Below are 19,774 nucleotides of genomic sequence, written 5' to 3' on the forward strand. Positions count from 1 at the left end.
CGGGACGTCTGGGAGACTGACCCTGATGACAACTGCGAAGACGACCGGCACGGCCACCCTCACCGACGGCGTACGGGCCGAGGCGACCATTGATCTGGCCGCCCTGCGCGGCAACCTGGCCGCGCTGCGCGAGCGCGTGGGCGGGTCCACGGTGATGGCCACGGTCAAGGCGGACGCCTACGGCCACGGCGCGGTCCGGTGTGCCCGCGAGGCGGTCGCCGCAGGGATCGGCTGGCTCGGCACCGCGCTCCCGCAGGAGGCGCTGGCGCTGCGCGCCGCCGGCATCCGCCCCGAGCAGGCCCGCGTCCTCTGCTGGCTCTGGACGCCCGGAGGCCCCTGGCGCGAGGCGTTGCTCGCCGACATCGACATCTCCGTGTCCGGCCGGTGGGCGCTGGACGAGCTGCTGGCCGCCGTCCGCGCGACCGGCGTCCCGGCCCGGGTGCATCTGAAGGCCGACACCGGTCTCGGCCGCAACGGCTGCCAGCCGCACGACTGGCCCGAGCTGGTTGCCGCCGCCCGGCGTGCCGAGGCGGAGGGCCTGCTCACCGTGGTCGGCATCTGGTCGCACTTCGCGGCCGCCGACGAGCCCGGTCACCCCTCCATCCAGGCCCAGCTGGACTCCTACCGCGACGCCCTGGCCCTCGCCGAGGCGGCCGGGCTGCGCCCCGAGGTCCGGCACCTGGCCAACTCGCCCGCCACCTTGCTGCTCCCGCAGTCGCACTACGACATGGTGCGCACCGGCCTGGCGATGTACGGGCTGTCGCCCGTTCCGGAGGTCGGCTCGCCCGCGGACTTCGGGCTCCGCCCGGTGATGGCGCTGACCGCCCGGCTGGCTCTGGTCAAGCAGGTCCCCGGCGGGCACGGGGTCAGCTACGGCCACCACTACACCACTTCGGGGCCGACCACCCTGGGCCTCGTCCCGGTCGGCTACGGCGACGGCATCCCCCGGCACGCCAGCGGCACCGGCCCGGTGCAGATCGCGGGCAAGTGGCGGACGGTGGCGGGCCGGGTGGCGATGGACCAGTTCGTCGTCGACCTCGGCGGGGACACCCCCGCGGTCGGCGACGAGGTGCTGCTGTTCGGCAACGGCGAGCAGGGCGAGCCGACCGCAGAGGACTGGGGCCGCGCCTGCGGCACGATCTCGTACGAGATCGTCACCCGGATCGGTGCCCGGGTGCCGCGCCGCTACCTCGGCGGCATCGCCGAGGACCAGCTCGTCGCGGACCTGCTGGCTGCGGACCGGCTCGTCGCTGACCCGCTCACGACGGACCCGCTCGTCGCTGACCCGCTCACGACGGACCCGCTCACGACGGACCCGCTCACGACGGACCCGCTCACGACGGACCCGCTCACGACGGACCCGCTCACGACGGACCCGCTCGCGGCAGGCCGGCTCGCCCGGAGTTCGTTCGGCCACGGCCCGCTCGGCCAGGACCGGCTCGCCGAGGGCCCGCGCGCATGAGCGAGGAGGCCGGGTCCGGGCCGGTGGCGGCGGTGGCCAAGGCCGCGGGCGCGGCGTCCGGGGTGAGCCGGGCCGGCCTGATCGGCATTTCGGTCGGCGTGGTCGCGGCCGGCGCGGCCGCCGGTGTGGCGATCGAGCGGCTGACGGTCGGCCGGGCCACCCGCCGCCGGGCCCGCGCCGAACTGGACGCCAACGCCCCGTACGGCTCGCTGCGCGGACGCCCCCGCACGGTGACCACCGCCGACGGCACCGAGCTGTACGTCGAACTGGACGGCACCGGCTGGCCCGAGCCCGTCCGGCTGCGCCCCGCGCCCACGGGGCCGGACGCGGAGCCGGGGGCGGGATCGGACGCGGAGCCGGGGCCGGAGTCGAGGCGGGCCGACGACGAGGCAGGCGGCACGCCGGTCCGGCGGGGCCGGCTCACCCGTCGGCGCGCGGATGCCACGGAGACCACCGTCGGCGCCGACGACAACGCCACCAGCCACCCCAACCCCAACCCCGACGGCCCGGTGGACCGCACCGGACTGCCGGGGCTGCTCGGCCGCTCGGGCGCACTCGTCCGGGCCGGCCGCCGATCCGGCCGCGCGGCTGCCGCTGCCGCCGCCCCGGCCTCCGCCGGCTCCCCCGACGCCGAGCCGCTGACCGTGGTCTTCTGCCACGGCTACTGCCTCAACCAGGACAGCTGGCACTTCCAGCGCGCCGCCCTCCGCGAGGGCATGCGCCTGGTCTTCTGGGACCAGCGCAGCCACGGCCGCTCCGAGCGCTCCCGCTCGTACCTGGCCGGCGAACCCGCGAGCATCGACCAGCTGGGCGGGGACCTCAAGGCCGTGATCGACGCCGTCGCGCCGGCCGGGCCGCTGGTCCTGGTCGGCCATTCGATGGGCGGCATGACGGTGATGGCACTGGCCGACCAGCACCCGGAGCTGTTCCGGGAGCGGGTCGCCGGGGTCGCCCTCATCGGCACCCTGGCGGGTGACTGGGACGCCGTCACTCTCGGCCTTCCTGCCGCCGGGGCCAAGCTGTTCAAGAAGGTCGCGCCGGGCGTGATGAAGCTGCTCGGCCGCCAGGTCGAGCTGGTGGAGGCGACCCGCCGGCTCGGCGCGGACGTCAGCGCCGTCTTCTACCGGAAGTTCTCGTTCGGCGGGAAGGACGTCGACCCGGGCGTGGTCCGGTTCGCCGAGCAGCTGCTGGACGCCACCCCGATCGACGTGGTGGCCGAGTTCTACCCGGTCTTCGGCGCGCACGAGAAGTCCGCCGCGCTGGCCGCCCTGCGCGGCATCCCCACCCTGGTGCTGGCCGGCACCAAGGACCTGCTGACCCCGCCCGGCCACAGCGAGGCGATGGCCGAGCAGTTGCCCGGCGCCGAACTGGTCCTGGTCGAGGACGCCGGCCACCTGGTGATGCTGGAGCGCCCCGACCTGGTCGACCAGCGTCTGGCCGCCCTGCTCAAGCAGGCGGTCGACTTCCGGCGGGCGGCCCCGCTGCCGCCCTCGGTCTGCGAACTGGCCTGAGCGCCGCCGCCGCGGTACGGGCGGCCCGCGCGAGCGTCCGAACAGGGATCCGCGGGCGGCGCCGGCCTCCCGCACGCCCCGTGAGGGGGCCTGTCCATGATCCGGCGGCCCGGGGCGTGCAGACGGCACCCGGGGGTGAACCGGGGCGAACCGGGGCGGGACCGGGCCCGGAGCGCGGGCGGTCGGGGATGTGGCACCGTAGCGGGGGCGCCCGGCGGTCGGTGCGCCGCTGTACGGAACGCACCGAAGGGCTTGATTCGCGCATGGGCTCGCACGCCACCCTCACCGTCGCCACCCCCGAGCGGATGGGCCGGCTCGGCCGGGAGCTGGCCGCCCTGCTGCGGCCGGGGGACCTCGTGCTGCTCTCCGGCGAGCTGGGAGCGGGGAAGACCACGCTGACCCGGGGCCTGGGGGAGGGGCTGCAGGTGCGCGGGGCGGTCACCTCGCCGACCTTCGTGATCGCGCGGGTGCATCCGTCGCTGGTGGGCGGGCCGTCGCTGGTGCACGTGGACGCGTACCGGCTGGGCGGGGACCTGGACGAGATGGAGGACCTCGACCTGGACGTCTCGCTGCCGGAGTCGGTGGTGGTCGTCGAGTGGGGCGAGGGCAAGGTCGAGCGGCTGTCCGAGGACCGGCTGGAGGTCCGGATCGAGCGCGCCATCGGCGACACGGCGGACCAGGACGACTTGGATCCGCGCCGGGTGGTGCTGACCGGCATCGGCCCGCGTTGGGCGGGCGTGGAGCTGGAGAAGCTCGCCTGAGCCGCGCCGGACGGACAGGCCCGGGCTCCCCGGACGCCGGTTGTTGCCGACAGGCTGTCGGCAAAGTGTTGCGGGCGGGGGACCGGGCGTGATGGGATGGAGGCTGCGGTTAGGTCTGCCTAACTAGGGAGGCGCCATGTCGAGCACCACCCCCGACCCGGAGCGCGCGCCGCGCGGCACCGGGGCCGGAGAGCCCGCCCGCAGTGTTCAGGGCGCGCCGATGCGAGCCCTGCTGGCCGCGTGCGCGGCCGCGGAGGCGGTCTCCACTCCGCCGGAACGCCACGAGAGCGCCGAGGCGGCGGAGGCGGCAGCGGCATCGGAGACGGCCGGGCCGGCGGTCGGCACCCCGCGCGCGGCCTGAATCCCTCCCGTGAGACCGGCGGGCCCCACGGCGGCCTGCGCCGGTCAGGCGATCACGACCACCTTGGTGCCATTCGACGCGAAGTCCCAGAGCAGCTGGCCCTCGGGCCGCCCGCTGCGGATGCCGCCGGTCTTGGCCTTCGGGTCGGCGGTGGGGGTGGCGCCGTCCACCGCCGCGCTGAAGCCGAACACCACGCCGTTCTGCTGGGCGAAGCGCACCACGTGCTCGATCTGCCGTCCGTCCGTCCCGGTGGCGGTGGGCGTCCGGCTGTACACCGGGTAGCTGCCGGGGGTCGGCTCCACCGAGCCCGGGGTGACCGCGAAGGCGGCCACCACCTGCGGGTTCTTCCTGGGGTCGACCAGCCAGACGTGGTGGCTGCCGACCGAGTAGACGACGCGCAGCCCGGTGCCCGAGCTGGTCGGCAGTGCCGGGATGGTCGGGGTGGCCGAAGCGGTCGGGGTGGCCGAGGCGGCCGGTCCGCTCGACGACGCGGACACGGCGGTGCTCGGCCGGGCGGCGTCCGCGCGGCCCTGCGCGCCGCTGGCCTGGAAGGCCAGCAGGCTCACCACCGCCAGGGCCCCCAGGGTCAGCCCCGTGACCACCACTCCAGGACCCATCTTCGCCACGTGTGCTCCCACCGCCGTCCCAAAACCCGTCGGCCCCATCGTGCCAGGTCCGTCCGCCCGGACTCGCACCCCGTAGGACGTGTGTTCCGAACCCGGACGCCCTGTCGATCGGGCGGAGCAGGAACGGGCGGACGGGTGGGGCAGGAAGACGCGGACGGGCGGAGCGGGAACGGGCGGAGCAAGACCGGCGGCCGTCCTCCGCCCCGACCGGTCTAACCTTGACCCGTGCTGCTGCTCGCGTTCGACACCGCTACCCCCGCCGTCACCGCCGCCGTCCATGACGGCACGGCCGTCCTCGCCGAGACCGACCAGGTCGACGCCAGGCGCCACGGCGAACTGCTCCTCCCCGCCATCGACCGGGTGCTGCGGACGGCCGGCGTCGACAAGCACCGGCTGACCGGAATCGCCGTGGGCGTCGGCCCGGGCCCGTACACCGGCCTGCGGGTCGGCCTGGTCACCGCCGCCGCGCTCGGCCACGCGCTCGGCGTGCCGGTGCACGGCGTCTGCACCCTGGACGCGATCGCCCACCGGGCGCGCGCCGACGGCTTGGCCGGCGAGCCGTTCACGGTGGCCACCGACGCGCGCCGCAAGGAGGTCTACTGGGCCTCGTACGACGCCGACGGCCGCCGCACCGAGGGCCCGGCGGTGGACCGCCCGGCCGAGCTGACGCCGCAGCCACGCGCGGTCGGCGCCGGCGCGCTGCTCTACCCGGACGCCTTCCCCGGTGCGCACGGGCCCGAGCACGTCTCGGCCGGTGCGCTGGCGGACTTCGCCGCCGCCGAGCTGGCCGCGGGCCGTGAGCTGCTGCCCAACGTGCCGCTCTACCTGCGCCGCCCGGATGCCCAGGTGCCGGCGGGCTACAAGGCGGTGCTCCCGGCGTGACCGGCCTGACCGGCGTGCCCGGTGTCACCGGCCCGAGCAGCCTGACCGGCCCGACCAGCGTCACGAGCCCTGGCAACCAGGCCGCCCCCGGGCATGCCGCCCCCGGGCATGCCGCCCCCGCGCATGCCGCCCCCGCCACCCTGCGCCCGATGCGCTGGTGGGACATCGCCCCGGTGATGGAGCTGGAGCTGGAGCTCTTCCCGGAGGACGCCTGGTCCACCGGGATGTACTGGTCCGAGCTCGCCGAGGCCCACCCCGGTGGCACCCGCCACTACACCGTCGCCACCACCGCCGACGGCGCGATCGCCGGTTACGCCGGCCTGATGGTGGTGGCCGGCGAGGGCGACGTGCAGACCATCGCCGTCGGCCACCGCCACCAGGGCTCCGGTCTCGGCGCGGCGCTGCTCATCGACCTGATCCGGGAGGCCGCCCGGCGCGGCTGCGCGGAGCTGCTGCTGGAGGTGCGGGTGGACAACCCGCGCGCCCAGCGGCTGTACGAGCGGTTCGGCTTCGAACCGGTCGGCATCCGGCGCGGCTACTACCAACCGGCCAACGTCGACGCGCTGGTGATGCGCCTCGACCACCCAAGCATCGAACCGAAGGACCTGAAGGAAACCCGCCATGGCTGACGAACCGCTCGTCCTCGGCATCGAGACCTCCTGCGACGAGACCGGCGTCGGCATCGTGCGGGGCACCACCCTGCTCGCCGACGCGGTCGCCTCCAGCGTCAACGACCACGCCCGCTTCGGCGGCGTGGTGCCGGAGATCGCCAGCCGCGCGCACCTGGAGGCGATGGTCCCGACCATCCAGCGCGCCCTCGACACCGCCGGCATCAAGGCGAGCGACCTGGACGGCATCGCCGTCACCGCCGGCCCCGGTCTGGCGGGCGCTCTGCTGGTCGGCGTCAGCGCGGCCAAGGCGTACGCCTGGGCGCTGGACAAGCCGCTGTACGGGGTCAACCACCTCGCCTCTCACATCTGCGTGGACCAGCTGGAGCACGGCCGGCTGCCCTCGCCCACGATGGCCCTGCTGGTCTCCGGCGGGCACTCCTCGCTGCTGCTCAGCGAGGACATCACCAGTGACGTCCGCCCGCTCGGCGCGACCATCGACGACGCGGCCGGCGAGGCCTTCGACAAAGTGGCCCGGGTGCTCGGGCTGGGCTTCCCCGGCGGCCCGGTGGTCGACCGCACCGCCCGCGAGGGCGACCCGAAGGCGATCGCCTTCCCGCGCGGCCTGACCGGCCCGAAGGACCCGGAGTTCGACTTCTCCTTCTCCGGCCTGAAGACCGCCGTCGCCCGCTGGGTGGAGGCCAAGCGCCGGGCCGGCGAGGAGGTGCCGATCGCCGACGTGGCGGCGTCCTTCCAGGAGGCGGTGACCGACGTGCTCACCCGCAAGGCGGTCAAGGCCTGCCGGGACAACGGCGTCGACCATCTGATGATCGGCGGCGGGGTCGCGGCCAACTCTCGGCTGCGCGAGATGGCCCAGCAGCGCTGCGACAAGGCCGGCATCCGGCTGCGGGTGCCGCGTCCGGGCCTGTGCACCGACAACGGCGCGATGGTCGCCGCGCTGGGCTCCGAGATGGTCTGGCGCGACCGTGCGCCGTCCGCCTTCGACCTCTCGGCCGACTCCTCGCTGCCGGTCACCGAGGTCCACGTGCCGGGTGTGCCGACCGGTCACGGGGACGTCCACGGCCAGGCGTACCGGGCGCTGGGCGGGGAGAAGTGACCACGACCGCCGCCATGTGGGAGGCCCGCGCCGCCGAGGGGCGCGGTGCCGAGCTGGCCGCCTGGGTGCGCGAGACCGCGCTGCCCGCGCTGCGTGGCTCGGGCGGCCTGGTTCGCACCGAGTTGTTCGGCGCGCCGGGCGACCGCGTGCTGCTCATCACCTGGTGGACGGGCGAGCCGGTGCCGGTGGCCGAGCCGCCCGCCGCACTGGTCGGCCGCCCGGTGCACCGCTGGTCCTTCGTCAGCGAGCATGTGGAGTAGCCGCTTGTAAGCCTGTCCGGGAACCGAATACCCGACCGCTACCGTGCATAGCTGAGAGAAAGCTGGACGGGACCGGGGAGCGCGGCGCGGTGAAGAGGTACGGGCGGAGCAGGACGAGGACGTACGCGGTGGGGGCGCTGGCCCTGCTGGCCGCCGCCACCGGGTGCGGCAGCAGCGGCGGGTCCGGAAAGGCGGCCATGGTCGCCACCCCGCCCCCGACGGCCGCCCAGTCCGCGGCGGCGCCCGCCCCGGCCGGCCGGGCCCCCGCCGCCACCACGCCCGCCGCGGCACCCGCCGCCGGGGACGCGGCGGCCTGGGCGAAGTGGAACCTCAAGCCGCTGCCGCCCGCGCCGGCGGCGCCCGCCGACAAGCCGGTCAAGCTCCAACGGACCGGCGCCGTACCGGTGTTCAGCGAGGTGAAGACCACCGACAAGGTCGTCTTCATCACCATCGACGACGGCGCCGAGAAGGACCCGAAGTTCGTCGAGATGCTGACCGAGCTCAAGGTGCCGGTCTCGATGTTCCTGACCCGGGACATAGTCAAGGACAACTACGGCTACTTCAAACCGCTCCAGGCGCTCGGCAACCACATCCACAACCACACCGTGGACCACGCCCAGATGAGCAAGGTCGCGCCGGAGAAGCAGAAGTCCGAGATCTGCGACGCCCAGGCCGCGCTCACCCAGCAGTACGGCACCGCGCCGCTGCTGTTCCGCCCGCCGTACGGGGACGGCGCCAACACGCCGGCGCTGAACACCTCGGTGCAGCAGTGCGGGCCGCGGGCGATCGTGCTCTGGCGCGAGTCGATGCAGATCCACGACATGCAGTACCAGGCCGCCGACAAGAAGCTGAAGCCCGGCGACATCGTCCTCGCCCACTTCCGCGGCCCGAAGGACCTCAAGGGCGAGACGATGACGCAGATGTTCGGCGAGATGCTGGCCCGGATCCAGGAACAGGGCTTCGCGGTGGCCCGGCTGGAGGACTACATCCAGGCGCCCGCCAGCTGAGCGGGCACTACGGGAACGTGACCGGCTGACCGAGCATCATCAGCGGGCCGTGGTCGGTACGGCTGAGGATCACCGTGACGGAGTTCGGGCCGCTCGGCTTCAGCTGGCGGCGCAGCTCCTCCGGGGTGATCGCCATCCCGCGCTTCTTGATCACCACCGTGCCGACGGCCCGCTCGCGCAGCAGGGCCTTCAGCTTCCTGATGTGGAACGGCAGTACGTCGGTGAGCTCGAAGGCGTGCGCGTACGGGGTGGCGACCAGCTCGTCCGAGGTGAGGTAGGCGATCTTCGGGTCGATCAGCCGGCCGTTCACCTGCCCGGCCACCTCGGCGACCAGGTGGGCACGGATCACCGCGCCGTCCGGCTCGTACAGGTAGCGGCCGACCGGGCCGGCCGGCGGGTCGGGCAGGTCGCCGCCGGCGAGGCTGGCCTGCCGGGGGAGCAGGGTGGCCCGGTGCGGGCGCTCCGCCCTGGTGCCGAACCAGAGCACCGCCTCCTTGACGTCGCCGTGGTCGGAGACCCACTCGGCCTCGGCGTCGGCCGGGACGGCCTCGTGCGGGATGCCGGGGGCCACCTTCAGCGCGCCGACCGGGGTGCGCCGGCCGGCCTCGATCGCCCAGGAGAGCGGCGGGGCGTACGCCTCGGGGTCGAACACCCGGCCGCGCGAGGTGCGGCGGGCAGGGTCGGTGAAGACCGCGTCGAAGCCGGTGACGTCGACCTCCGCGACGTCCGCGCAGCGCACCTCGACCAGGCCGTCCAGGCCCAGCGCGGCGGCGTTGGCGGCGGTGGCGGCGCAGGCCGCCGGGTCCTTGTCGACCGCGAGCACCTCGATCCCCGCCCGCGCCAGCGCCAGCACGTCCCCGCCGATCCCGCAGCAGAGGTCGGCCAGCCGGCGCACCCCCAGCTCGGCGAAGCGCCGCGCACGCCATTCGGCGACGTTGCGCCGGGTGGACTGCTCGACCCCGTTGGGCGTGAAGTACATCAGGTCGGCGTCCTCGCCGAACTTGGCCCGGGCCCGCTGCCGCAGCCGTGCCTGCCCGAACGCCGCCGACACGAGCCCGGCCGGGTGCTCCCGCCGCAGCCGGGTGGCCAGCGCCAGCTCCTCCTCGGGCGCGAACTCGCGCAGCTCGGCGAGCAGGGCTTGGCCCTCGGGGGTCAGCAGGGGCTGCAGGTTCTCGGTCTCCACAGCGCCATTCTCGCCGGTCACCTGCCGGGGAAGCCCGCGAAGGCCCGGACCGGCGGGAGGAACGGAGGCCCCCGGTGTCGCACATGCGTACGGCTGCTCATCCCGCTGCCGAAGCGGACGGGCGCGCCGTTGGCACTCTGGTTGACTGAGTGCTAACCGCGGCCTATGGTCGTCCTTGGCACTCTCCACCAGGAGAGTGCTAACGCGAAGAAGCGTGTCTGACCCCCGCGACGGCAGGCCCGCAGGTTCGCCACTACCCGTTAGACAACCCCGTAATCTCCGAAGGGGAGCTCGGACGTGACCACCAGCAGCAAGGTTGCCATCAAGCCGCTCGAGGACCGCATCGTGGTCCAGCCGCTCGACGCCGAGACCACCACGGCCTCCGGCCTGGTTATCCCGGACACCGCCAAGGAGAAGCCCCAGGAGGGCGTCGTCCTGGCCGTCGGCCCGGGCCGCTTCGAGGACGGCCAGCGTCTGCCGCTCGACGTCGCCGTCGGTGACATCGTCCTGTACTCGAAGTACGGCGGCACCGAGGTGAAGTACCAGGGCGAGGAGTACCTCGTCCTCTCGGCGCGCGACGTTCTCGCCATCATCGAGAAGTAAGCAGCACCGAGAAGTCAGTCGTTCCAGCCCGCCCCGGATCCGTGTCCCAGTGACAGGGGCCCGGGGCGTGGTTGTTGGTTCACGTAGTCCGGCGGCCGGCATGCCGGCCGCAGCCCCGAGGGAATAGGGAACATGGCGAAGATCCTGCAGTTCGACGAGGACGCCCGCCGCTCGCTGGAGCGCGGTGTCAACAAGCTGGCCGACACCGTCAAGGTGACCATCGGCCCCAAGGGCCGCAACGTCGTCATCGACAAGAAGTTCGGCGCTCCGACCATCACCAACGACGGTGTCACCATCGCGCGTGAGGTCGAGCTGGACGACCCGTACGAGAACCTTGGCGCGCAGCTCGTCAAGGAGGTCGCCACCAAGACCAACGACGTCGCGGGTGACGGCACCACCACCGCCACCGTGCTGGCCCAGGCCCTGGTCAACGAGGGTCTGCGCAACGTCGCCGCCGGTGCCGGCCCGGCCGCTCTGAAGAAGGGCATCGACAAGGCCGTCGCCGCCGTCTCCGAGCACCTGCTGTCCGTCGCCCGCGAGATCGAGGGCAAGGACGACGTCGCCGCCGTCGCGTCCCTCTCCGCGCAGGACACCCAGGTCGGCGAGCTGATCGCCGAGGCGATCGACAAGGTCGGCAAGGACGGTGTCATCACCGTCGAGGAGTCCAACACCTTCGGCGTGGAGCTGGACTTCACCGAGGGCATGCAGTTCGACAAGGGCTACCTGTCGCCGTACTTCGTCACCGACGCGGAGCGTCAGGAGGCGGTCCTCGAGGACCCGTACATCCTGATCAACCAGGGCAAGATCTCCTCCATCCAGGAGCTGCTGCCGCTGCTGGAGAAGATCCTGCAGGGCGGTGCCTCGAAGCCGCTGCTGATCATCGCCGAGGACGTCGACGGCGAGGCGCTGTCCACCCTCGTGGTGAACAAGATCCGCGGCACCTTCAACGCGGTCGCCGTCAAGGCCCCGGGCTTCGGTGACCGCCGCAAGGCGATCCTGGGCGACCTGGCCACCCTGACCGGTGCCACCGTCATCTCCGAGGAGGTCGGCCTCAAGCTCGACCAGGCCGGTCTGGACGTGCTGGGCACCGCCCGCCGCGTGACCATCACCAAGGACGAGACCACCGTCGTCGACGGTGCCGGTGACTCCGAGGCCGTGGCCGGCCGCGTCGCCCAGATCAAGGGCGAGATCGCCAACACGGACTCCGACTGGGACCGCGAGAAGCTGCAGGAGCGCCTGGCCAAGCTGGCCGGCGGCGTCTGCGTCATCAAGGTCGGCGCCGCCACCGAGGTGGAGCTGAAGGAGCGCAAGCACCGCCTGGAGGACGCCATCTCGGCGACCCGTGCCGCGGTCGAGGAGGGCATCGTCGCCGGTGGTGGCGCCTCGCTCGTCCACGCCGCCAAGGTGCTGGAGGGCGGCCTGGGCCTGGAGGGCGACGAGGCGACCGGTGTCGCGGTCGTCCGCAAGGCACTCGCCGAGCCGCTGCGCTGGATCGCCCAGAACGCCGGCCTCGAGGGTTACGTCATCACCCACAAGGTCGCGGAGCTGGAGGCCGGTCACGGCTTCAACGCCGCCACCGGCGAGTACGGCGACCTGCTGAAGGCCGGCGTCATCGACCCGGTCAAGGTCACCCGCTCCGCGCTGGAGAACGCCGCGTCGATCGCCTCCCTGCTGCTCACCACCGAGACCCTCGTGGTGGAGAAGAAGGAAGAGGAGGCCGACAACGGCCACTCGCACGGTGGTCACGGCCACTCCCACTGACGCCTGATCAGTGACCGGAGGCCCGGTCCCGCTCCTTCGGGAGCCGGGCCGGGCCTCCGGCGTCGGGCGTGCTTCACCGTTCAACTATCAGTGGAATTTTGCATACGGCAAAGTTTGGCTTATAACTGAGCCATGATCGAGGCCCGCCATCTGCGCGTCCTGCGTGCCGTCGCCCGCACCGGCTCCTTCTCCGCCGCCGCTCGTGAGCTGGGCTGTACGCAGCCCGCCATCAGCCAGCAGATGAAGGCCCTGGAGAAGGCCGTCGACACCCCGCTGGTGGTCCGCTCGGGCCGCGGCATGCAGCTGAGCGAGGCCGGGCGGGTGCTGCTCAAGCATGCCACCGGGATCCTGGCCGGGCTCTCCGCCGCCGAGGAGGAGGTGGCGGCGATCGCCGGGCTGCGGGCCGGGCGGGTGCGGCTGGTCTCCTTCCCGACCGCGAGTTCCACTCTGGTGCCGCCCGCCGTCGCCCGGCTGCGGGACAGCCATCCGGGGGTCCGCGTGTCGCTGGTCGAGGCCGAGCCGCCGGAGTCGCTGGCGATGCTGCGCGGCGGCGAGTGCGAGGTCGCGCTGGCCTTCCGCTACCCGCCGGCCCCCGGCGGCGCCCCGGCGCCGGCCCCCGCGCCCGCGCACGGCACGCCGCGCGAGGCGCGGGCCGAGGCCAACCTGGAGGCCCAGCAGCTCAGTGCCGGCACCGACTGGTCCGATCTGGTGGTCACCCCGCTGCTGGACGACCCGCTGGTCGGCCTCCTGCCCGCCGCGCACCCGCTGGCCGGGCGGGGAGGCGGTGGCCCGGTGGAGCTGGCCGAGCTGGCCGGGGAGCAGTGGATCGCCGGCTGCCCGCAGTGCCGGGGGCACCTGGTGGAGCTCTGCGCGGGAGCGGGCTTCGAGCCCCGGATCGACTTCGCGACCGACGACTACCCGGCGGTGGTCGGCCTGGTGGCGGCCGGGCTCGGGGTGGCGGTACTGCCGGGGCTGGCGCTGGAGTCGGTGCGCCCTGACGGCGTGTCGGCGGTGCCGGTGCGGACCGCCTCGGGGGCGCCGGCGGTGCGGCAGGTGGTCGCCCTGACCCTGCCGGACCTCGCCGAGGTGCCGGCCGTGGCGCTGATGCTGGAGCGGCTGGCGGGCGCGGCGGCCGCCGGGCGCTGACCGTGGCTCACGGGGCCGTGGACGGCTCGTCCCGGGCCGGGCGGCCGTGCGGCGTGGAGCGCCGCGAAGAAACGTTTCTTCACGGCGCGGCGCGGGCGAGCGCCTAGCGCTGCAGCCCCGTCGGCGCGGCCAGCGGCACCTCCACCAGACGGTTGCGCGAGCGGCCCATCATCTCCTCGCGCTCGTCCTCGGTCAGGCCTCCCCAGACGCCGTACGGCTCCCGGACCGCCAGTGCGTGCGCGGCGCACTCGGTCCGTACCGGGCAGCGCATGCAGACCTCCTTGGCGCTGGCCTCGCGCGAACTGCGCGCGGCCCCGCGCTCGCCCTCGGGGTGGAAGAAGAGCGAGCTGTCCACGCCGCGGCAGGCCGCGGAGAGCTGCCAGTCCCAGAGATCGGCGTTGGGGCCGGGGAGGCGGGAGAAATCTGCCATGGCTCATTCCCTTCAGAGGCTCGCCGGCCACCAGCCGGCCACCAGCGGGCTGGGCGGTGCGGCACGGCGAGGCTTCGATGCGCTGGTGTGGACACCTGGAAATATGACTTACGGCAACTCCATGGACAAGTCACCCACAGAGTGGCACAACAGTCAATGACCGTACAAAAGCTATAAAAACGGGCAAAGTGGGCATGGACTTGCGCGGGCGCAGGCGCGGCAATTCGGGTGGCCGACGGGCGCACGACGCTCCGGGTCGGTGTGCGGGTCGTACGCCGACCGCGCGCGAGCTGCACAAAAGTGCGGCGTGTGCACCGCGATGCGGCTGATCGGTAACGGGTCGGCCACGTACAGTGGTGGAGATGGCCCTGAAAGCCGTAACTCATTCGAGTGACGGTCGTTGGAAGTGCGGAGGCGGTTAGCGGGCGCCGGACGTCGGGAACGATCGCGGGGAAGTTCAGGCGATCGGCACGGAGTCCGTCGCCAATCGGCCGTGTCGGAGAGATTCGTACCAGCCAGGAGGCTCAACGTGACGCGGATCAGCTGCGGAGGACGACGGTCATGACTTCCGTTCTCGTTTGCGACGATTCCCCGCTCGCCCGCGAGGCGCTTCGCCGCGCGGTCGCGACCGTACCCGGCGTCGACCGGGTCACCACCGCGACGAACGGGGAGGAGGTCCTCCGCCGCTGGGTGGCCGACCGCTCCGATCTCGTTCTGATGGACGTCCGGATGCCCGGCCTCGGCGGGGTCGAGACGGTCCGGCGGCTGCTGTCCGCCGACCCGGGCGCGCGGATCATCATGCTCACCGTCGCCGAGGACCTCGACGGTGTGGCCCTCGCGGTGGCCGCCGGTGCCCGCGGGTACCTGCACAAGGACGCCTCGCGCGCCGAGCTGCGGGCCACCGTCACCCAGGCCCTCGCCGACCCGACCTGGCGGCTCGCCCCGCGCCGGCTGCGCAGCCCGGACATGGGTGCCGCGCCGACGCTGACGGCGCGTGAGATCCAGGTGCTGGAGGGCATGAGCCACGGCCGCAGCAACGCCGAGATCGGTCGCGAGCTGTTCCTCTCCGAGGACACCGTCAAGACCCACGCCCGGCGGCTGTTCAAGAAGCTCGGCGCCTCGGACCGCGCGCACGCGGTGGCCCTGGGCTTCCGCTGGGGCCTGGTCCGCTGACCACCGGCGGCGCCGCTGCTCGCGGCGCGCTGCTCGCGGTTCCTCCCGCAGGGGCGTGTGACGTTACGGTCCCGAGGTTGCACCATGGAGTAGTGGAGCACCTCGGGGACCAGCGGACAGGCACTGCGGCGGACCACGAAGCCGCAGGACACTCGGTGGACGGCGCGACGGACGGGACCACCGACGGCGGCGGGGCGGGAGGCGGCACGGTGCAGGAGGGGCCGGTGGTGCGCGGTGGCGCGGTGCCCGGCGCCGCACCGCATAACGTTCCGGTGCACAACTCCGGACGCGGTGCCGCGTTTTCTCGTTCGACCAGGCACCATGGACCGATGCGTGACGACGTTGCCGGTGCTACCGGCGAGGCGGACCCGGTGGAGGCCGAGCCCTCCGGCCCGGGTACTCCGTCGTACACGGATCCCGGTGGCGGTGAGCCCGGCCACGGAGCCGGTGAGGACGCGGGCGCCGGCGAGGCGGGCGTCCGGGGCGGCATCGACCGGGCGCCGGTGCTCGGTACCGGCAGCTCCCCCCTGGTCGGCGAGCTGGTCGCGGCCGCCGTCCGCGGCGAGGGCCCGGCGATCGACGCGCTGCTCGCCTACGTCCACCCGCTGGCGCTGCGGTACTGCCGCGGCCGGCTGGTCCGGCTGCCCGGCGGGGCCCGCCACCACGTGGACGACGTCGCCCAGGAGGTCTGCGTGGCGGTGCTCTGCGCGCTGCCGCGCTACCGGGACCAGGGCCGGCCGTTCGAGGCCTTCGTCTACGGCATCGCCGCCCACAAGATCGCCGACCTGCAGCGGGCCGCGATGCGCGGGCCCGGCTCGACCGTCGTCCCGCAGGACGACCTGCCGGAGGTGCCGGACGAGGCGCTCGGCCCGGAGGAGCGGGCGCTGCTGAGCAGCGATGCCGCCTGGGCCAAGGAGCTCCTCTCCAACCTGCCGGCCCGTCAGCGCGAGCTGGTGCTGCTGCGGGTGGCCGCCGGGCTGTCGGCGGAGGAGACCGGCGAGGTGCTCGGGATGTCGCCCGGCGCCGTCCGGGTCGCCCAGCACCGCGCGCTCAGCCGGCTGCGGGCGCTCGCGGAGGAATCCTCCTGATCCCGGCCCCGGCCCGCCCGCGCCGGAATGGCTCATGGGCGCCGGGTGTTGTCAAGGGCACACGAGTGCACATTCGTGGTGCCAGTACCATGGGGTATCGGCGCCTGGGCGGGTTGCCAAAGTTTCGTGGGTGCGAGCGGGGTTCCCCTGGAGGTTCCTCCAACGGCACCGAGCTTTCGGCGGCCTGAGCGAGTGAGCGATGACAGCGCCCCCACCCTCAGGGCGCGAGCGGAATAGGCCGGCCACGGAAGGTACCCCCAAATGTCCTACAACGCCGCAGGCGTACCCGAGAAGTTCGCGATGCTCGGGCTCACGTACGACGACGTGCTGCTGCTGCCCGGGGCCTCCGAGGTGCTGCCGAACCAGGTCGACACCTCCTCGCGGGTCTCCCGGAACGTGCGCGTCAACATCCCGCTGCTCTCCGCGGCGATGGACAAGGTCACCGAGTCGCGGATGGCGATCGCGATGGCCCGCCAGGGCGGCGTGGGCGTGCTGCACCGCAACCTGTCCGTCGAGGACCAGGCCAACCAGGTCGACCTGGTGAAGCGCTCCGAGTCCGGCATGGTCACCGACCCGATCACGGTCGGCCCGGAGACCACCCTGGCCGAGGCCGACGCGCTCTGTGCCAAGTTCCGGATCAGCGGCGTGCCGATCGCGGACGAGGCGGGCAAGCTGCTCGGGATCGTCACCAACCGCGACATGGCCTTCGAGTCGGACCGCAGCCGCCAGGTCCGCGAGATCATGACCCCGATGCCGCTGATCACCGGCAAGGTCGGCATCTCCGGCGAGGACGCGATCGGCCTGCTCCGCCGCCACAAGATCGAGAAGCTCCCGCTGGTCGACGACGAGGGCCGGATCAAGGGCCTGATCACCGTCAAGGACTTCGTCAAGGCCGAGAAGTACCCGAACGCCGCCAAGGACGCCGAGGGCCGCCTGCTGGTCGGCGCCGCCGTGGGCGCCAGCGCCGAGGCGTTCGACCGGGCCCAGGCCCTGGTCGAGGCGGGCGTCGACTTCCTGGTCGTGGACACCTCGCACGGCCACAGCCACAACGCGCTGGCCTGGATCGCCAAGATCAAGGCGGCCGTCGGCGTCGACGTGGTCGGCGGCAACGTGGCCACCCGCGACGGCGCCCAGGCGCTGATCGACGCCGGCGTGGACGGCGTCAAGGTCGGCGTCGGCCCCGGCTCGATCTGCACCACCCGTGTGGTCGCCGGCATCGGCGTCCCGCAGGTCACCGCGATCTACGAGGCCGCGCTCGCCTGCCAGGCGGCCGGCGTGCCGGTCATCGGCGACGGCGGCCTGCAGTACTCGGGCGACATCGGCAAGGCGCTCGCCGCCGGTGCCGACACCGTGATGCTGGGCTCGCTGCTGGCCGGCTGCGAGGAGTCGCCCGGCGAACTGCTGTTCATCAACGGCAAGCAGTTCAAGTCCTACCGCGGCATGGGCTCGCTGGGCGCGATGCAGACGCGCGGACAGGCGAAGTCCTTCTCCAAGGACCGGTACTTCCAGGGCGAGGTCACCTCGGACGAGAAGCTGATCGCCGAGGGCATCGAGGGCCAGGTGCCGTACCGCGGCCCGCTGTCGGCCGTGCTGTACCAGCTGGTCGGCGGCCTGCGCCAGACCATGGGCTACGTGGGCGCCGCCACCGTCGCGGAGATGGAGAGCAAGGGCCGCTTCGTCCGGATCACCTCGGCGGGCCTCAAGGAGAGCCACCCGCACGACATCCAGATGACCGTCGAGGCGCCGAACTACACCAGCCGCTGACGCCGTCGTCCGCCGAGGGACCCGCCGCTTCCGAGCGGTGGGTCCCTCGTGCGTGTCCGGGGGGCGGGCCGTCGCGGCGCGCCGACGGGCGGGTGCGGGATACTGGGGGCGGCCGGGGTGACCCGGCGGGCATGAGCAACAAACCAGAAGGGCTCGAACGAAGTGACTGAGATCGAGATCGGGCGAGGCAAGCGCGGCCGCCGGGCGTACGCATTCGACGACATCGCCGTCGTCCCCAGCCGGCGTACGCGTGACCCGAAGGAGGTCTCGATCGCCTGGCAGATCGATGCCTACCGTTTCGAGCTGCCGTTCCTGGCCGCCCCCATGGACAGCGTGGTCTCCCCGCAGCAGGCCATCGCCATCGGCCGCCTCGGTGGCCTGGGCGTGCTCAACCTGGAAGGCCTCTGGACCCGCTACGACGACCCGCAGCCGCTGCTGGACGAGATCGCCACGCTGGAGGACGAGGCCGCCGCGACCCGCCGCCTGCAGGAGATCTACGCCGCGCCGATCCGGGCCGAGCTGATCAAGCAGCGGATCCAGGAGGTCCGCGACTCCGGTGTGGTCACCGCCGCCGCGCTCTCGCCGCAGCGCACCGCCGAGTTCTCCAAGGCCGTCGTGGACGCCGGCGTCGACGTCTTCGTCATCCGGGGCACCACCGTCTCCGCCGAGCACGTCTCCGGCGCCGCCGAGCCGCTCAACCTCAAGCAGTTCATCTACGAGCTGGACGTCCCGGTCATCGTCGGCGGCTGTGCCACCTACACCGCCGCGCTGCACCTGATGCGCACCGGCGCGGCCGGCGTGCTGGTCGGCTTCGGCGGCGGCGCCGCCCACACCACCCGCAACGTCCTGGGCATCCAGGTGCCGATGGCCACCGCCGTCGCCGACGTGGCCGCGGCCCGCCGCGACTACATGGACGAGTCCGGCGGCCGCTACGTGCACGTGATCGCGGACGGCGGCGTCGGCTACAGCGGCGACATCCCGAAGGCCGTCGCCTGCGGCGCCGACGCGGTGATGATCGGTGCCGCACTGGCCCGCGCCACCGACGCGCCCGGCAAGGGCTTCCACTGGGGCATGGAGGCCGTGCACGAGGAGCTGCCGCGCGGCAAGCGGGTGGACCTCGGCACCGTCGGCACCACCGAGGAGATCCTCACCGGTCCGTCGCACACCCCCGACGGCACCATGAACATGTTCGGCGCGCTGCGCCGGGCGATGGCCACCACCGGCTACACGGAGCTCAAGGAGTTCCAGCGGGTCGAGGTCACGGTCAACCCGGCGCTCAACCACCGCTGAGCCGCCGTGCCGTGACGGACCAGGGCCCCCGCCGGATCACCACCCGGCGGGGGCTCTGCCGCGTCCGGCCCGGGCGTCCTCAGCTGGGGGTGGCCGTGCGGCGGGTGAGCAGGAAGCCGCCGATCGCGGCGATGCCGTAGAAGACGAGGTCCAGCGGGTGCCGGTCGGCGCGCCAGAGCCGGAGGGCGTCGCCGAGCAGCTCGCCGTACGGGGTGCGGGCCAGGCCGTGCAGGCGCAGCGTCTGGCCGAGCAGCTGGCCGAGGAAGAGCGCGCCGGCCGCCAGCAGCGCGCCCAGCGGGGGCAGCGCGTGGCTGCGGCCGCCGAGCCGGCCGAGCGGCCAGGCGACGGCGGCGGCCAGGGCGATGGCCAGCCAGCCGATGCTGCCCTCGACCCGGGCCAGGGCGGCGCCGTACGCGAGCGCGCCGGCCAGCATCGCGACGACGGCCGCCGCGACGGCGGTGCCGGTCCGGCGGCGGCGCGCCGGCCCGTCGGCGTGCTCGGGCTCCGGCCGGTAGCCGGTCACCGGGGCGCCGGGCATGCCGGGGGCGACATAGCCCTCCGGTACCTCCGGCTCGGGCGCCACGGAGAAGTGCCGGGCCGTTCGCGGCCGTTCCGAGTGGCCGTCAGCGCCGGGTGCGGGTGCGGTCATGGGCGTCGAATCCCCCCGGAAAAGACTGTGAGCGGCCGAACGTTAGCAGCGCTCCGGGCCGGCCGAACAGAGTTTTCGATCACAGATCGGGC

General features: G+C 73.6%; 19 protein-coding genes and 1 pseudogene. 16 read left to right on the forward strand and 4 right to left on the reverse strand.

The genetic code is table 11. The features are described from left to right. Positions 1–25: 25 nt before the first annotated feature. The 4 genes and pseudogenes from alr to OG286_RS23900 all read left to right on the forward strand — a co-directional run. Positions 26–1,192: pseudogene (gene alr, locus OG286_RS23885) on the forward strand (alanine racemase); the annotation flags it as partial. A 266-nt stretch (positions 1,193–1,458) separates the two neighbouring features. Next, positions 1,459–2,973, forward strand: a complete 1,515-nt coding sequence (locus tag OG286_RS23890; RefSeq protein WP_396321446.1) for an alpha/beta fold hydrolase — start codon at positions 1,459–1,461, stop codon at positions 2,971–2,973. A 263-nt stretch (positions 2,974–3,236) separates the two neighbouring features. Continuing rightward, a complete protein-coding gene (gene tsaE / locus OG286_RS23895) occupies positions 3,237–3,734 on the forward strand; it encodes a tRNA (adenosine(37)-N6)-threonylcarbamoyltransferase complex ATPase subunit type 1 TsaE (RefSeq protein ID WP_396321445.1) in 498 nt (165 codons plus the stop codon). 136 nt (positions 3,735–3,870) lie between these two features. Continuing rightward, entirely contained in the window at positions 3,871–4,095 is a 225-nt protein-coding gene (locus tag OG286_RS23900) for a hypothetical protein (protein WP_396321444.1), read from the forward strand. Between the two features lie 44 nt (positions 4,096–4,139). Here OG286_RS23900 and OG286_RS23905 read toward each other — a convergent pair whose 3' ends face one another. Then, complete coding sequence (locus OG286_RS23905; RefSeq protein WP_396321546.1) at positions 4,140–4,712, reverse strand: hypothetical protein; 573 nt, start codon at positions 4,710–4,712, stop codon at positions 4,140–4,142. Between the two features lie 234 nt (positions 4,713–4,946). On the opposite strand from OG286_RS23905, the gene tsaB reads away from it, so the two are divergent. From tsaB to OG286_RS23930, 5 genes are all read left to right on the forward strand, one after another. Continuing rightward, a complete protein-coding gene (gene tsaB / locus OG286_RS23910) occupies positions 4,947–5,603 on the forward strand; it encodes a tRNA (adenosine(37)-N6)-threonylcarbamoyltransferase complex dimerization subunit type 1 TsaB (RefSeq protein ID WP_405360134.1) in 657 nt (218 codons plus the stop codon). A 149-nt stretch (positions 5,604–5,752) separates the two neighbouring features. Further along, a complete protein-coding gene (rimI, locus tag OG286_RS23915) occupies positions 5,753–6,232 on the forward strand; it encodes a ribosomal protein S18-alanine N-acetyltransferase (RefSeq protein ID WP_396321545.1) in 480 nt (159 codons plus the stop codon). Then, the gene (tsaD, locus tag OG286_RS23920) at positions 6,225–7,328 is read left to right on the forward strand and encodes a tRNA (adenosine(37)-N6)-threonylcarbamoyltransferase complex transferase subunit TsaD (protein WP_405360132.1); all 1,104 of its coding nucleotides are present in this window, start codon (positions 6,225–6,227) and stop codon (positions 7,326–7,328) included. The genes rimI and tsaD overlap by 8 nt, the downstream gene beginning before the upstream one ends. Continuing rightward, positions 7,325–7,588 carry a hypothetical protein gene (locus OG286_RS23925; protein ID WP_396321441.1) on the forward strand — a complete coding sequence of 88 codons (264 nt, stop codon included), beginning with the start codon at positions 7,325–7,327 and terminating at the stop codon, positions 7,586–7,588. The genes tsaD and OG286_RS23925 overlap by 4 nt, the downstream gene beginning before the upstream one ends. Before the next feature lie 89 nt (positions 7,589–7,677). Then, on the forward strand, positions 7,678–8,595 hold the full coding sequence (locus OG286_RS23930) for a polysaccharide deacetylase family protein (RefSeq protein WP_396321440.1): 918 nt from the start codon (positions 7,678–7,680) through the stop codon (positions 8,593–8,595). Positions 8,596–8,602: 7 nt separating this feature from the next. Here the strand turns inward: OG286_RS23930 and OG286_RS23935 are convergent, their stop codons facing one another. Next, the gene (locus OG286_RS23935) at positions 8,603–9,778 is read right to left on the reverse strand and encodes a THUMP-like domain-containing protein (RefSeq protein WP_405360129.1); all 1,176 of its coding nucleotides are present in this window, start codon (positions 9,776–9,778) and stop codon (positions 8,603–8,605) included. A gap of 297 nt (positions 9,779–10,075) precedes the next feature. Here OG286_RS23935 and groES point away from each other — a divergent pair, with 297 nt between their 5' ends. The 3 genes from groES to OG286_RS23950 all read left to right on the forward strand — a co-directional run bounded on the left by groES (position 10,076) and on the right by OG286_RS23950 (position 13,288). Continuing rightward, positions 10,076–10,381 carry a co-chaperone GroES gene (gene groES / locus OG286_RS23940; RefSeq protein WP_014136232.1) on the forward strand — a complete coding sequence of 102 codons (306 nt, stop codon included), beginning with the start codon at positions 10,076–10,078 and terminating at the stop codon, positions 10,379–10,381. Positions 10,382–10,513: 132 nt separating this feature from the next. After that, positions 10,514–12,142, forward strand: a complete 1,629-nt coding sequence (gene groL, locus OG286_RS23945) for a chaperonin GroEL (protein ID WP_396321438.1) — start codon at positions 10,514–10,516, stop codon at positions 12,140–12,142. A gap of 132 nt (positions 12,143–12,274) precedes the next feature. Further along, positions 12,275–13,288 (forward strand): LysR family transcriptional regulator, encoded by a 1,014-nt coding sequence (locus OG286_RS23950; RefSeq protein ID WP_405360127.1) that lies wholly within the window; start codon positions 12,275–12,277, stop codon positions 13,286–13,288. A gap of 103 nt (positions 13,289–13,391) precedes the next feature. On the opposite strand, the gene OG286_RS23955 is transcribed toward OG286_RS23950, so the two are convergent. Next, positions 13,392–13,718, reverse strand: coding sequence for a WhiB family transcriptional regulator (locus tag OG286_RS23955; RefSeq protein ID WP_148644417.1), 327 nt, complete (start codon positions 13,716–13,718; stop codon positions 13,392–13,394). Between the two features lie 561 nt (positions 13,719–14,279). On the opposite strand from OG286_RS23955, the gene OG286_RS23960 reads away from it, so the two are divergent. From OG286_RS23960 to OG286_RS23975, 4 genes are all read left to right on the forward strand, one after another. After that, positions 14,280–14,891: a response regulator transcription factor gene (locus tag OG286_RS23960; protein ID WP_014136228.1), complete on the forward strand. Its 612-nt coding sequence runs from the start codon at positions 14,280–14,282 to the stop codon at positions 14,889–14,891. A 371-nt stretch (positions 14,892–15,262) separates the two neighbouring features. Beyond that, positions 15,263–15,979, forward strand: coding sequence for a sigma-70 family RNA polymerase sigma factor (locus OG286_RS23965; protein ID WP_396321544.1), 717 nt, complete (start codon positions 15,263–15,265; stop codon positions 15,977–15,979). Between the two features lie 261 nt (positions 15,980–16,240). After that, on the forward strand, positions 16,241–17,743 hold the full coding sequence (gene guaB / locus OG286_RS23970; RefSeq protein WP_396321436.1) for an IMP dehydrogenase: 1,503 nt from the start codon (positions 16,241–16,243) through the stop codon (positions 17,741–17,743). Positions 17,744–17,905: 162 nt separating this feature from the next. Then, positions 17,906–19,033: a GuaB3 family IMP dehydrogenase-related protein gene (locus OG286_RS23975; RefSeq protein ID WP_396321435.1), complete on the forward strand. Its 1,128-nt coding sequence runs from the start codon at positions 17,906–17,908 to the stop codon at positions 19,031–19,033. A gap of 79 nt (positions 19,034–19,112) precedes the next feature. Here the strand turns inward: OG286_RS23975 and OG286_RS23980 are convergent, their stop codons facing one another. Continuing rightward, positions 19,113–19,682, reverse strand: coding sequence for a hypothetical protein (locus OG286_RS23980; RefSeq protein ID WP_396321434.1), 570 nt, complete (start codon positions 19,680–19,682; stop codon positions 19,113–19,115). Between the last annotated feature and the right edge of the window lie 92 nt (positions 19,683–19,774).

It is taken from the genome of Kitasatospora sp. NBC_00039 (assembly GCF_045160625.1).
GTDB lineage: Bacteria > Actinomycetota > Actinomycetes > Streptomycetales > Streptomycetaceae > Kitasatospora.

Coding starts and splice junctions, on each gene's coding strand:
- OG286_RS23890 (WP_396321446.1), top strand. CDS start 1,459: ATGAGCGAGGAGGCCGGGTCCGGGCCGGTGGCGGCGGTGGCCAAGGCC.
- tsaE (WP_396321445.1), top strand. CDS start 3,237: ATGGGCTCGCACGCCACCCTCACCGTCGCCACCCCCGAGCGGATGGGC.
- OG286_RS23900 (WP_396321444.1), top strand. CDS start 3,871: ATGTCGAGCACCACCCCCGACCCGGAGCGCGCGCCGCGCGGCACCGGG.
- OG286_RS23905 (WP_396321546.1), bottom strand. CDS start 4,712: ATGGGTCCTGGAGTGGTGGTCACGGGGCTGACCCTGGGGGCCCTGGCG.
- rimI (WP_396321545.1), top strand. CDS start 5,753: ATGCGCTGGTGGGACATCGCCCCGGTGATGGAGCTGGAGCTGGAGCTC.
- tsaD (WP_405360132.1), top strand. CDS start 6,225: ATGGCTGACGAACCGCTCGTCCTCGGCATCGAGACCTCCTGCGACGAG.
- groL (WP_396321438.1), top strand. CDS start 10,514: ATGGCGAAGATCCTGCAGTTCGACGAGGACGCCCGCCGCTCGCTGGAG.
- OG286_RS23950 (WP_405360127.1), top strand. CDS start 12,275: ATGATCGAGGCCCGCCATCTGCGCGTCCTGCGTGCCGTCGCCCGCACC.
- OG286_RS23955 (WP_148644417.1), bottom strand. CDS start 13,718: ATGGCAGATTTCTCCCGCCTCCCCGGCCCCAACGCCGATCTCTGGGAC.
- OG286_RS23960 (WP_014136228.1), top strand. CDS start 14,280: ATGACTTCCGTTCTCGTTTGCGACGATTCCCCGCTCGCCCGCGAGGCG.
- guaB (WP_396321436.1), top strand. CDS start 16,241: ATGTCCTACAACGCCGCAGGCGTACCCGAGAAGTTCGCGATGCTCGGG.
- OG286_RS23980 (WP_396321434.1), bottom strand. CDS start 19,682: ATGACCGCACCCGCACCCGGCGCTGACGGCCACTCGGAACGGCCGCGA.